The organism is Streptomyces sp. NPDC048751, from assembly GCF_043198595.1.
GTDB lineage: Bacteria > Actinomycetota > Actinomycetes > Streptomycetales > Streptomycetaceae > Streptomyces.
In genome coordinates this window covers 152,823-165,538 of record NZ_JBICUX010000004.1, presented here as the reverse complement: position 1 = coordinate 165,538, position 12,716 = coordinate 152,823, and the positions used below count along the sequence as shown (strand labels likewise).

The window sequence follows — 12,716 nt, the reverse complement described above, 5'->3', positions numbered from 1 at the left end:
GGACGACCAACGCATCGGGAGTAACCATGGGCCTCATCCACATCGAGCTGTTCGCAACACTCGACCTCGTCGGGCAGGCGCCCGGCGGCCCCGACGAGGACCCGGTGGAGTTCCCGTTCGGCGGCTGGCAGGCCCCCTTGCTGGACGAGGCCACCGGGGCGCAGATCGGTGCCGCCTACGAGGGCACGGACGCCCTGCTGCTCGGCCGGCGGACGTATGACATCTTCGCCGCCTACTGGCCGCACCAGGAGGGCGGCCAGGACAACGAGATCGCCACGCTCTTCAACAGCGTCCCGAAGTACGTGGCCTCCCGCGGCAAGCCCGACCTCCCGTGGGCCGGGTCCACGCAGCTCGGCCCGGATCTGGCCGGCGCGGTGCGCGAGATCCGTGACCGGCACGAGCACGTGAAGGTCGTCGGGAGCCTGGACCTGGTGCAGACGCTCCTGCGCGAGAAGCTCTTCGACCGTCTCGACCTCTGGGTGCACCCCATCGTGCTCGGCGTCGGGAAGAAGGTGTTCGACGGTGGCGCGGTGCCCACGAACGTCACACTTCTCGAACCGCCGGCAGCCGGTGCGAAGGGTACCGTGTACCTGCGCTACGGGCTCGCCGACGGCACCCCCGGGACGGGGGACATGAGCGCACCCGGCCGCGGTGTCGGGCGTGACGACTGAGGCTTCCCGCGTCATGACTGCGCTCAGGGGAAAGGGGCCAGGCAACGATGCAGGCGTCAGCCGTCCCGCGCGCGGTGGCCGCGGCCATGTCGATCGCCTCGTCACTCGGCCTGGCAGCCGACGACGCGATCGTTCTTCATGATTCGAACAAGCTCACTCTGCGTCTTCTGCCTTGTGACGTCCTGGCCCGGGTGGCACCCGTAGCGCATCAGGTCGCACAATTCGAACTCGATCTCGCTCAGCGGCTCGTCGAATCCGGGTGTCCTGTGGCTGCTCTCGAGCCTCGAGTGGAGCCACGCGTCCATGAGCGCGACGGCTTCGTGGTCACGCTGTGGACCTTCTACGAACCCGTGACGTCTCGAGAGATCTCACCGGCCGACTACGCCGAGGCGCTCGAGCGGCTGCATGCCGGCATGCGCGGCCTCGATGTCCCGACGCAGCGGTTCACGGATCGAGTCGAGCAGGCGCAACGACTCGTGGCGAACCGCGACCGCACGCCGGCGCTCACCGACGCGGACCGGGAGCTGCTCGGCGACACGTTACGAAGCCTGAGAGGAGTGATCGGCGAGCGCGGCGGCGCCGAGCAACTGCTGCATGGCGAGCCGCATCCCGGCAATGTGCTCGCCACGAAGAACGGGCTGCTGTTCATCGACCTCGAGACGTGTTGCCGTGGGCCTGTCGAATTCGACCTCGCCCATGCGCCCGAAGAGGTCGGCGAGCACTATCCGGGTGTCGATCAAGACTTGCTGCGCGAGTGCCGGATCCTCGTGCTGGCGGTGATCACAACGTGGCGCTGGGATCGAGACGACCAACTCCCGAACGGGCGCCGTCTGGGTACAGAGTGGCTCGGCCGGATCCGAGCAGCACGCAAGCCCCGATACCCGTAGGAGTCACCGCTCCGCCGCCGACCGCGGCCGCAGCCGCGTACACCGCTGACCCGGGGTGCACTCCAGGCAGGCAGCTGTTGTCGGCGGGCACTGTCGGCGGCCGGCCCGGCTCAGGCGAGGCTTCGCGGAAGGCGCACGGTGAACGTCGTCGACCCCGGTTCGCCGTGCAGACTCACGCTCCCTCCGTGTGCCTGTGCCACCGCCGCGACGATGGACAGGCCGAGGCCCGCGCCGCCGCCGGCGTCCTTCGTACGGCGGTCGGCGCGCGCGAAGCGTTCGAAGACGCGCGGCTGGATGTCCTCGGGGACGCCGGGGCCGTCGTCATGGACCCTCAGGGCGACCGTCGTACTGTCCGCTTCTTCCAGGGTCACCGTCACCCTGGTGCCGACGGGTGTGTGCGAGCGGGCGTTGGCCAGCAGGTTGGCCACGACCTGTTGGAGACGGTGCTCGTCGCCGGTGACCGTCACGGGGTCCTCCGGGAGATCCAGCTCCCAGCGGTGGGCGGGGCCCGCGGCCCGCGCGTCCGTCACCGCGTCGAGGACCACCCGCGTGAGATCGACCGGCAGCGCCTCCAGCGGGCGGCCCGCGTCCAGGCGGGCGAGGAGCAGGAGGTCGTCGACCATCGCGCCCATCCGGGAGGACTCGGCGGCGATGCGCTCCAGGGCCCGGCTGACCTCCGGCGGCACCGGACCGGGGTGCAGCAGGGCGAGTTCGGCGTGACCACGCACGGAGGCGACCGGGGTCCGCAGTTCGTGGCTGGCGTCGGCGGCGAAGGTGCGCAGCCGCTCCTCGCCGGCGTGCCGTTTCACCAGGGCGTCCTCGACATGGCCGAGCATGCGGTTGAAGGCGCCGGCGACCCGCCCCACCTCGCTGCGGGGGTCGGACTCGGGCGCCCGCGCGGGCAGGGCGACCTCGCCGCTGGCCAGCGGGAGTTCGCTGACCCGGGTGGCGGTCGCGGCGACCCGGCTCAGCGGGCGCAGCGACCAGCGCACCCAGAGGGCGCCGGTGACACCGGTGACGGCGAGGGCCGCGCCGAAGACGATCCCGGCCACCACTTCCAGGCGGTGGACGGCGGCCTCGACCGGCTCCAGGGGCAGCCCCGTGACCAGTACGTCGCCGTCGACGCCCGCCCTCGCCATGACCCGGTAGTCGTCCAGGGAGGAGAGGTCGACGGTGTGGCCCCTGCCGTCGACCGGGACCGCGGCGAGCCGCTTCTCGTCGGTGGCGGTCAGCGCGACGTTCAGGGGGCCGGTGGAGCGTACGACCGCCGCCTGGGTGACCGTGCCGTCGAGCAGGCGGGCGCCGAAGGTGCCGGTGGCCTGACGGCGCGTGTCGCCGCCCTCGTCGCCGTCGTGGTCGTCGGGCAGGCGGCCGCCGTGCTCCAGGCTCGCCGGGAACCGGGGGCCGACCTCGGCGAGCTGTTCGTCGAGGCGGCTGGTGAGGAAGCCGCCCAGCTCGACCACGGCGGCCACGCCCACGGCCGCACAGCTGACGGCCAGCAGCACCACGAGCCCGAAGGTGAGCCGGGCGCGCAGAGTGCGGGGGAGTGGGCTTCTCATCGGGCGGCCGGCTTGAGCACGTACCCCGCTCCACGCACGGTGTGGATCATCGGCTCGCGGCCCGCGTCCACCTTCTTGCGCAGGTACGAGATGTACAGCTCGACCACGTGGGCGCGGCCCCCGAAGTCGTACGACCACACCCGGTCCAGGATCTGCGCCTTGCTGAGCACGCGCCGTGGATTGCGCATCAGGAAGCGGAGCAGCTCGAACTCGGTCGGGGACAGTTCGATCAGTTCGCCCGCCCGGGTCACCTCGTGGGCCTCCTCGTCCATGACCAGGTCACCCACGGTCAGCCGTGGGCCCTCCTCCAGCTGCCGTGCCATGCCCGCGCGGCGCAGCAGCCCACGCACCCGGGCGATGACCTCCTCCAGGCTGAAGGGCTTGGTGACGTAGTCGTCGCCGCCCGCGGTGATGCCCGCGATGCGGTCCTCCACCGCGTCCCGCGCGGTGAGGAACAGCACGCACACGTCCGACTTCACGGCGTGCAGGGCGCGCAGCACGGCGAAGCCGTCGGTGTCCGGGAGCATCACGTCCAGAACGACGGCGTCCGGCATCAGCTCCCGGGCCGCGGCGACTGCGGAGGCGCCGTCGCCGGCCGTACGGATCTGCCAGCCCTCGTAGCGCAGGGCCCCGGAGAGCACCTCTGCGAGGTCGGGGTCGTCGTCGACGACCAGGACGCGCAGCGGGGTGCCGTCCGGACGGGTGAGGGCGGGGCGGCCGGAGCGGGTGGTGTTCATGGCCTCTCCAGGATCACCCCTCGCGGAGGCCGCGGGCGCGCGGGGACCCTCTGAGTTTCCTCTGAGTGCGCTGGGAGGGGTGCCGGTTCAAAGCGTTCTGAGAGGTTCCGCCCGCACTGTTGCGCTCGGAACCGGCGAAAGGACGTACTCATGACCACCGTGCACCAGCAGCGGACGGCACCGCCCGTGCCGACGGCGGCACGGCGCTCCCCGGCGGGCCCGGTGCTCGTCCTGCTGTGGGCCGGGGCGGCGGCCGTGGTCGCGCTGTGGTGGCGGAACACCGGTTCCGTGGTGGGTACGGCGGGCTGGCTGACCGGAGCGGGGCGCATCGCCGGGCTGCTGTGCGGGTACGCCTGCGCGGTGCTGGTCGGGCTCATGGCCAGGGTCCCGCTCCTCGAACGGCGGATCGGCTCCGACCGGGTCGCGCGCTGGCACGCCATGGCCGGCCGTTACACGGTCTGCCTCCTGCTCGCGCACGTCGTGCTGATTCTCGCTGGGTACGCCGCCCAGGACCACGCCTCGTTCTGGCACGAGACGACCACCGTGCTCCTGGACTATCCGGAGATGCTGAAGGCCACCGCGGGAACGGTGGTCCTGCTCGCGGTCGGCATCACCTCGGCGCGCGCCGTGCGCCGGCGGACCAGCTATGAGTTCTGGTACTACGTCCACCTCCTCACCTACGCCGCCGTCTTCCTCGCCTTCGGCCACCAGCTGGCCCTCGGCGACGAGTTCACCGGCGACGCTGCGGCGACAGCCGCCTGGTACGCGCTGTACCTGGGCGTCGCGGCCCTGGTGGTGTGGTTCCGGATCGTCGGCCCCGTACGGCTCAATGTGCGCCACCGGCTGCGGGTGGAGTCCGTGCATCCGGAGGCGCGGGACGTGTACTCCGTGGTCGTGAGCGGGCACCGGCTGGACCAGCTGGGCGCGCAGGCGGGGCAGTTCTTCCGCTGGCGGTTCCTCGGGGCGGGGCTGGCCCGGACCTCGACGCCGTACTCGCTGTCGGCGCCGCCCCGGCCCGACCGGATGCGCATCACGGTCAAGGCGCTCGGCGACCACAGCGCGGCCGTCGCGCTGCTGCGGCCCGGGACGCGGGTGTGGGCGGAGGGACCGTACGGCTCGCTGACCGCGCAGCGGCGCTCGGCGCACAGGTCCTTGCTGATCGCAGGCGGGGTCGGGGTCACCCCGCTGCGGGCACTGTTCGAGACACTGCCGGGCGAGGTCACCCTGCTCTATCGGGCACGCACAGCCGAAGACCTGGCGCTCGGTGGTGAGTTGGAGGCGATCGCGCGGTGGCGCGGGGCGCGGGTGCTGTACGCGCTCAACGGGCCGGACGGGCGGCGCCCGAGCCTGACCGCCGCATCCCTGCGGGCGGCCGTCCCCGACCTGCCCGGGCACGACGTGTACCTCTGCGGTCCGCACGGCTTCGCCCGGGAGGCGTACGAGGCGCTGCGCGGCGCGGGTGTGCCGGACCGCCGTATCCACCATGAATCGTTCGAGCTGTGAGACCTGTGAGACCTGTGAGACCAGTGAGACCAGTGAGAGCCGCGAGAGTTGTGAGGCCGTCGACGTGCACGCGTTGAAGAAGAACCACCCGCTGCGCCGCATCGTGCTGGCGAGCGCTGCCACCGTCTCCGGGATGGTGCTGGTGCTGTCGCTGAAGCCGCACACGACGCCGCAAGCCGCCGTTGCGGTCCCCTCGACCGCCCCGTCCGGCGGCTCCAGCGCGGGTACGGGTACGGGCACGGGCACGGGCACGGGCACCAAGACGGTCACCGGTGACGCGATACAGACCCGCTGGGGCCCGGTCCAGGTCCGTATCACCCTGGAGAACGGCAAGATCACCGACGCGACCGCCGTCACCTACCCCACGGAGAACCCACGGGACCAGGAGATCAACAGCTATGCCATTCCCCGGCTGAGGGCCGAGGCCCTGCAAGCGCAGAGCGCCGACATCGACACGGTTTCGGGCGCCACGTACACGAGCGACGGCTACCGCCAGTCACTCCAGTCCGCCCTGGATTCGGCGGGCGAATGAAACGCCGGACGCCTCTGGCAGCCGCGCCGTCGCAGTACGGGCACCTGCGCGGACGCTACTGACGGCCGAGCCAGGTCCGGTACGCGGTCACGGCCGTCGGGAGGGTCGGGAAGATCCGGTCCGTGCCGACCGAGTCCGCGAGCCCGTACGCCTCCAGGTCGTCCAGCAGATCCTGCTTCACCCGGGCGAGGGCGAACACGACCCCGCGGTGGGTCAGGTCGCGGCGCAGTGCGTCGACCGCGTCGAGGGCGGTGATGTCCACCTCCACGTTGGCCTCGGTGTTGAGGACGAACCAGCGCACAGGGTCGGTCTGTTCGTCGACTGCGGCCAGGGCGCGGCGCCGGAAGTCCTCCGCGTTGGCGAAGAACAGCGGCGAGTCGTAGCGGTAGACCAGCAGACCCGGGATCGTTCGGGCCGTGGGGTAGTCGTCGATGTCGTGCATGCCGGCCAGGTCGGGAACCAGGCCCTCGACCGCGTCGTGCGGGCGGGCCACCCTGGTCAGCAGCTCGGCCACCGACAGGCCGACGGCCACGATCACCCCGTACAGGATGTCCAGGGCGAGCACCCCGGCGAGACAGCCGAGAGCCAGGAGCAGTTCCCGGCGGCGGAAGGACGCCAGCCGGCGGAAGCCCGCGAGGTCGATCATGCGCGCCGCGGCGTAGACGACGAGCGCCCCGAGCACGGCGGCGGGCGTGCGGGTCAGCAGCGGGCTGAGGAAGAGCAGTACGGCGAGCACCACCGCGCCCGCCACCAGGGAGTACGCCTGGCTGCGGGCGCCCGCCGAGGAGGCGAGCGCGGTGCGGCTGGCGCTGCTGCTCACCGGGAAGCCGTGCAGCGCCCCGGCGCCGAGGTTGGCCGCGCCCAGGGCGAGGAACTCCTGGTTGGCGTCGAGCCCCGGGCCTTCGTCGTCGCGGTCGGTGAAGGCCCGCGCGGTGAGGATGAAGTCGGTGTAGGCGACCAGCAGCACGCCGAGCGCGGGGAGGACGAGGCGCGGCACTTCGCCCAGGTCGGGGACGGCGAGGCCGGGCAGGCCGGACGGGACCTCGCCGATCACCTTCAGCCCGTACCGGCCGTCGAGGTCGAAGGCCACGACAGCGGTGGTGCCGAGGACGACGGCGACCAGCGGGCCGGGCACGGCGCGGGCGTAGCGGGCGGCGACGAAGAGGAAGACGAGGACGGCGGCGGAGAAGACGACCGTCGCCGGGTCCGCGTCGGGCAGGTGGACGAGGAAGGACCACAACTGGGGGAAGAACTTCGTGCCCGTGGTCTGCACCCCGGTGAGTTTGGGCAGCTGGTCCACCGTCATGATGCACGCCACGCCCGCGAGGTAGCCGATCAGGACGGGGCGGGACAACAGGTCCGCGAGGAACCCGAGCCGTACCGCCCGGGCGACCAGGCAGAGCAGTCCGACGGTGACCGCGAGGGCCGCCGCCAGGGACGCGTAGCGCCCGGTGTCTCCGGCGGCGAGCGGGGCTACCACGGTGGCCGTCATGAGGGCGGTGGTGGACTCGGGGCCGACCGACAGCAGGCGCGAGGAACCGAACAGGGCGTAGAGAGCGAGCGCCGGGAGGATCGCCCACAGGCCGGCGACCGGGGGGAGCCCGGCCACGCCCGCGTATGCCATGACCTGCGGGACGAGATAGGCGGCCACGGTCACGCCGGCCAGCAGGTCGCCCATGAGCCACGAGCGGCGGTACCCCAGGAGCGCCACGAGCCCGGGCGCCAGTCGGCGCCACCCCGAGGTGTGTCTGCCCGAAGCCTGGGACATCTGCCGCCTTCCGCCGTCTCACCTCATGATCCATCGGGGTGCGACGGGGCGCGAGACCCAGGGCGACGGTCCGCGAGTCCGCTGTGCTGTGCCGGGCCCAGGAGGGCCGTGCCGGGCAATGACCCGATCGCTCGGGCGGGCCGGCCCCGGCGGCCGGGGCCTCAGCCGGGTGGCTTCGGTGACGAGGACCGGTCGAGGCGTGAGCGGTGCCGTGTGTGCCCCGGGCGGCCCGCGGGGCGCTGGTCGCCCGTGGGCGGCAGATACGGTCCCGGCGCCGGGTCCGCACCGTGCAGCAGGGAGGGCCGGCCCGGTCGGCCGCGGTGCTCCGCGGCGTAGCAGCGGACGAGGGGGTGCACCGTGTACGCGTGCGGGCCGTCCTCCTCCAGCAGATGCTCCCGGACGAGTGCGCCCAGGATCCGTTCCGCCTCCGCCGGGGTGCACAGCGCGTGCGCGGCGAAGTCCTCCGCGCGGAACGCGTCGGAGGGGACCGAGCCCAGACAGGGGAAGAGGAGCTGCGCCGCGACGGGCAGGGACGCGAACGAGGTGTCCAGCAGGGCCCGGACGGAGATCGTGTCGGACGGGTCGGTACGCAGCACGTTCAGCGCCGAGCACGTGTCGAGTTGCCGGGCGGCCTCGGCCAGTCGGGCCTCGGGGCGCCGCTCCAGCCGGGCGGCGAGCACCTGGACGGCGTACGGCAGCCCCCCGCAGGCCTCCGTCAGCAGGGTGGCTGCCTCCGGTTCGGCCCGCGTCCGCGCCGGTCCGAGGAGCAGCGTGAGCAGTTCGGCGGCCTCGGGCGCGGGCAGGGCGGGCACGGTCAGCCGGTGCGCGTCGTGGCGGACCACCAGACCGTCGAGGCGTCTTCGGCTCGTGACCACGGTGGCGCAGCCGCGCCCGCCGGGCAGCAGCGGCTCGACCTGCTCCGCGCCGGCGGCGTCGTCGAGCAGCAGGAGGAGACGCCGCTGCGCGACGACGGACCGCCACAGCGCGGACAGTTCGTCCCCGTCGCCCTGGTCGGTCGAGACGGGGATGCCGAGCTGGCGCAGGCAGCGGGCGAGTGCGGTGGCCGGGGCGAGCGGGGCGCGCTCGGGATCACTGCCGTGCAGGTCGACGTACAACTCGCCGTCGGGAAACTCGCCGCGGGCCCGGTGCGCCCACTGCAGGGCGAGCGCGGTCTTGCCGACGCCGGCCAGACCCTCCAGAACGACCGTGCCGGGCGGGCCGAATCGTTGCGCCAGCATGCCGTCGAGCAGGTGCAGTTCACGGGTGCGGCCGGTGAACGTGCGGCTGACCGGGGGCAACTGTGCCGGATGGGCCGGCGCGGGGACGCCCGGGGCGGGCTCGGCCAACGCGGTCTGGCCCGCCGGGCCGGCGCCGGGCATGCCGGTCGCCCGGAGCAGCTCCTGGTACAGCTCCTGCGAGGCCGGGCTGGGATCGAGGCCGAGTTCGTCGGCGAGCAGCCGGCGGGTGCGGTTGTAGCGGGCGACGGCCTCGGCGCCTCGGCCACAGCGGTACAGGGCCGTCATCAGGTGCCGTAACGACACCTCGTCGAAGGGGCGTTCGTTGGCCACGGCCTCCAGCTCGGGCAGCAGGGTGACGTGGTGTCCGGCGCGCAGTTCGGCCGCGTGGCACTCCGCCAGCGCGGCGGACCGCTCGGCCGACAGGGCCTCCCGGACCGCTTCCACCCAGGGGCCGGTGAGACCGAGCAGGGGTTCGCCGTGCCACAGGCCCAGCGCGGCACGGTAGCGCTCGGCGGCGAGCAGGGGATCGGAGGTGGAGACGGCGCGGGCGGAGGCGACGAGACCGCGGAAGCGGTGCACGTCGACATGGGGCGGATACACGCGGGCCATGTAGCCGCCGGACGAACGGACGATGGCCGGTTCTTCGGCCTCGGCCGGGACCTTGGGCAGCAGTCGGCGGATCCGGGCGACATAGCTGTACAGCACCGCACGGCCGGTGGGCGGCAGGGCGTCGTGCCAGACGCGGTCGAGCAGCGCGTCCACGGGGATGACCCGGTTGGCGTCGATGAGGAGGGCCGCCAGCACGCACTGCTGTTTCGCGGGGCCCAGACTGATCTGCCGAGGTCCCTGACGTGCGGTCATGGCTCCGAGTAGGCGGAAGTCGAGGTCAGCGGACACAGCCGTCCTTCGTCGTGGGGGGTCTGACTGGTCGGGACCAGTCGACATCAGAACACGCGACCGAGCCGTCACGGTAGGTGGCATCAGCCCCAGCGCCGCACGGAGGGTATGTGATCGGCCATTGCAGATTTGTGCCAGGTTCGTTCAAGACCGGTCGGACAGGATGTGCCGACCTACCGGGCATGGTGCTGGGCTGACGCGGCCCGCTGCCCGAAGGGATGGGGGACACCTGTGGGTACCGATCAGAACGGAACCGGCGTGGAACTGCCCGGCCTCACCGCGGCCGAGCGCATCATCGTCGACGGAGTCGCCGAGTACTACTGGCAGAACGACGGCATGCCCCACGAACGCGGCCGGGTCATCGGCTGGCTCATCATCAGCGACCCGGTCGAGCAGACCACCGCCGAACTCATCGCCCGCCTCGGCACCACCCGTGAGGCCATCGACCGCGTCGCCGACCAGCTCGTCCCCGCCCACGTCATCTTCCGCAAGGACATTCCGGGCACCGACGAGTACGCCCTCTCCATGAACGACGAGTCCTGGCCCAACGCGGTCCTCGAAGTGTTCGCCAACATCCCGGAGTTCGACCGGATCCTGTGCGACGCCCAGGAGACGCTCAAGGACGAGGACCCCGAGCGCCGAGCCCGGCTCGACCGCACCCAGCACCTCTTCGGCTTCATCGCCCGGGAGATCCCCTCCGTGCTCACGACCTACGCCGAACGGGAACAGACCGCCGTCCAGGGCACGTGATCGCGGGCGGAGACATCCGGCCCCGGCCGGTCCGCCGGCAGCCCTCACCCGAACCCGACGTCGTCCTGCGCCTCGCCCGGCTCGCCCCGGGAGAGGGTGAGGGAGCCCGCCAGGACCGTGCCCGTGTCCTTTCCGCCCCGGAGCGGCAGCGTGCCGAGAGCTTCCTGCGTCCCGCCGACCGCGACGAGTACGTCCTCGCCCACTGGCTGGTGCGTCACACCCTGTCCGAGGGCACGTCCGTGCCGCCCGAGGACTGGGACTTCGCCCAGGGCCGGTACGGCAAACCCCGTATCGCCGAACGCTTCGGCGACGTCCGCGAGTTCAGCCTCTCCCACTCGGCGGGTGTCTGTCTCGTCGCCCTGTCCACGGGCCGTCCGGTCGGGGTGGACATCGAACGGCTCGCGGGTGGGACGGCCAACTCCCCTCCCCTGCTGCGCAGTTGCCTGTCGGGCGCCGAACTGGCGACACTGTCCGCCCTGCCGGACGAGGAACAGCACCCCGCCTTCATCCAACTGTGGGCGCTGAAGGAGGCCCTCGCCAAGGCCATGGGTCTCGGGCTGCGTCTGCCGTTCCGCGACGTCGACTTCACCTGGCGGGACGGGGAGCCCGTACTACGGCCGACCACCGCCGTACCCGAGCCCGAACGATGGACGTGCCACCACCTCGACGCCCCCGCGGGTCTGCGTGCCGCGCTCTGTGTGCGCGGGCCGCGCCCCGCAGCCGTACCTATCCGAGGAGTACGCGCGAGATGACCACCCTGGACGGGTTCGCACCCGCCGGTGTCCCGCACGCCGCCGCCGAGGCGCTCGGCAGCGCCGCGTTCCGCCGCCGCCACGGTGTACGCCTCGCCTATGTCAGCGGCTCGATGTACAAGGGCATCGCCTCCGCGGCCCTGGTGGCCGGCATGGGCCGGTCCGGACTGCTCGGCTACTTCGGCACCGGCGGCCTGCGCCCCGAACAGATCGACGAGGCGATCACCCACATCCAGACAGCCGTCGGACCCGACGGACCGTACGGGATGAACCTGCTGGCCAGCCCCGAGCAACCGCGCCGCGAGGAGCGCACCGTCGACCTCCTCCTCGCTCGTCGCGTACGGCGTGTGGAGGCCGCCGCCTTCCTGCAGCCCAGCGCGGCCCTCGTCCGCTACCGGCTCACCGGGGCGTACCGGCGTGACGACGGATCCGTGGCCGTACCGAACTGCGTGCTCGGCAAGGTCTCCCGGCCGGAGTCCGCCCGCGCCTTCCTCACACCGGCCCCGCCCCACCTCGTCTCGGCGCTTCTCGACGCCGGAGCCGTGCGCCCGGCGGAGGCGGCGCTGGCACCGCACGTGCCGATGGCGGACGACCTGTGCGTCGAGGCGGACTCCGGCGGCCACACCGACCAGCGGCAGCTGGTCACCCTGCTCCCGGAGATCGTCCGGCTGCGGAACACCACCCGCACCGGCCGGCACGTGTGCGTCGGAGCCGCGGGCGGCATCGGCACCCCGGAGGCGATCGCCGCGGCCTTCGTGCTGGGCGCCGACTTCGTGCTGACCGGCAGCATCAACCAGTGCACGGTGGAGGCCGGCACCGCCGACGACGTCAAGGACCTCCTCCAGGCGGCCGGCGTCCAGGACACCACGATGGTCCCGGCCGGCGACATGCTGGAGATCGGCGCCCGCGCCCAGGTGCTCGGCAAGGGCCTGTTCTTCCCGGCCCGCGCCAACAAGCTGTACGAGCTGTACCGGCGCCACGACTCCCTCGACGCCATCGACGCGCCCACCCGCCGTCAGCTGCAGGAGCGCTTCTTCCGGCGGAGTTTCGAGGAGATCTGGCAGGAGACCGCCGCCCACTACGCCACCCGGGACCCGGCCGAACTCGCCCGCGCGGAGGCCGACCCCAAGCACCGTATGGCGCTGGTCTTCAAGTGGTACTTCGTGCACTCCACCCGACTGGCCATGTCCGGCAGCAGTGACCGGCGGGTCGACTACCAGGTGGCCTGCGGGCCCGCCATGGGAGCACTCAACGGCTACCTCGCCGGCACCGAGCTGGAGAACTGGCGCGCCCGCCACCCCGACCGGCTCGCCGACCTGCTGATGACCGGGGCCGCCCGGCTGCTCCGGCGCCGGCTCACCGAACTGGTCGGTGACTGAACCGGTTCTCACCCCTGCCGCCCGGCCCCGCGCGCGGACGCGC

At 72.6% G+C, this 12,716-nt stretch carries 11 protein-coding genes; 7 read left to right on the top strand and 4 right to left on the bottom strand.

All coding sequences use genetic code 11. From position 1 onward, the window contains the following. Positions 1 to 26 precede the first annotated feature (26 nt). Positions 27 to 671: a dihydrofolate reductase family protein gene (locus tag ACGFNV_RS15580; RefSeq protein ID WP_393622742.1), complete on the top strand. Its 645-nt coding sequence runs from the start codon at positions 27 to 29 to the stop codon at positions 669 to 671. A 47-nt stretch (positions 672 to 718) separates the two neighbouring features. Continuing rightward, positions 719 to 1,558: a phosphotransferase enzyme family protein gene (locus tag ACGFNV_RS15575; protein ID WP_393622740.1), complete on the top strand. Its 840-nt coding sequence runs from the start codon at positions 719 to 721 to the stop codon at positions 1,556 to 1,558. Between the two features lie 110 nt (positions 1,559 to 1,668). Here ACGFNV_RS15575 and ACGFNV_RS15570 read toward each other — a convergent pair whose 3' ends face one another. Together ACGFNV_RS15570 and ACGFNV_RS15565 are read right to left on the bottom strand one after the other, a co-directional pair. Next, entirely contained in the window at positions 1,669 to 3,117 is a 1,449-nt protein-coding gene (locus ACGFNV_RS15570) for a sensor histidine kinase (RefSeq protein WP_393622738.1), read from the bottom strand. After that, complete coding sequence (locus tag ACGFNV_RS15565; RefSeq protein ID WP_393622736.1) at positions 3,114 to 3,854, bottom strand: response regulator transcription factor; 741 nt, start codon at positions 3,852 to 3,854, stop codon at positions 3,114 to 3,116. Before ACGFNV_RS15565 ends, ACGFNV_RS15570 begins: the two co-directional genes overlap by 4 nt. 150 nt (positions 3,855 to 4,004) lie before the next feature. On the opposite strand from ACGFNV_RS15565, the gene ACGFNV_RS15560 reads away from it, so the two are divergent. Then, positions 4,005 to 5,357, top strand: coding sequence for a ferric reductase-like transmembrane domain-containing protein (locus tag ACGFNV_RS15560; protein ID WP_393622734.1), 1,353 nt, complete (start codon positions 4,005 to 4,007; stop codon positions 5,355 to 5,357). Positions 5,358 to 5,421: 64 nt separating this feature from the next. Continuing rightward, positions 5,422 to 5,889 (top strand): FMN-binding protein, encoded by a 468-nt coding sequence (locus ACGFNV_RS15555; RefSeq protein WP_393623315.1) that lies wholly within the window; start codon positions 5,422 to 5,424, stop codon positions 5,887 to 5,889. Between the two features lie 55 nt (positions 5,890 to 5,944). On the opposite strand, the gene ACGFNV_RS15550 is transcribed toward ACGFNV_RS15555, so the two are convergent. Then, entirely contained in the window at positions 5,945 to 7,657 is a 1,713-nt protein-coding gene (locus ACGFNV_RS15550; RefSeq protein ID WP_393622732.1) for a SulP family inorganic anion transporter, read from the bottom strand. A 161-nt stretch (positions 7,658 to 7,818) separates the two neighbouring features. After that, entirely contained in the window at positions 7,819 to 9,756 is a 1,938-nt protein-coding gene (locus ACGFNV_RS15545; RefSeq protein ID WP_393622730.1) for a BTAD domain-containing putative transcriptional regulator, read from the bottom strand. Between the two features lie 267 nt (positions 9,757 to 10,023). Between ACGFNV_RS15545 and ACGFNV_RS15540 the strand changes: the two genes are divergently transcribed. From ACGFNV_RS15540 to ACGFNV_RS15530, 3 genes are read left to right on the top strand one after another with little or no spacing between them, the layout of a single operon-like run. Then, positions 10,024 to 10,542 carry a hypothetical protein gene (locus ACGFNV_RS15540; RefSeq protein ID WP_393622728.1) on the top strand — a complete coding sequence of 173 codons (519 nt, stop codon included), beginning with the start codon at positions 10,024 to 10,026 and terminating at the stop codon, positions 10,540 to 10,542. Beyond that, positions 10,539 to 11,294 carry a 4'-phosphopantetheinyl transferase family protein gene (locus ACGFNV_RS15535; RefSeq protein ID WP_393622726.1) on the top strand — a complete coding sequence of 252 codons (756 nt, stop codon included), beginning with the start codon at positions 10,539 to 10,541 and terminating at the stop codon, positions 11,292 to 11,294. Before ACGFNV_RS15540 ends, ACGFNV_RS15535 begins: the two co-directional genes overlap by 4 nt. Then, entirely contained in the window at positions 11,291 to 12,673 is a 1,383-nt protein-coding gene (locus ACGFNV_RS15530; protein WP_393622724.1) for a PfaD family polyunsaturated fatty acid/polyketide biosynthesis protein, read from the top strand. The genes ACGFNV_RS15535 and ACGFNV_RS15530 overlap by 4 nt, the downstream gene beginning before the upstream one ends. The last annotated feature ends 43 nt before the right edge of the window (positions 12,674 to 12,716 follow it).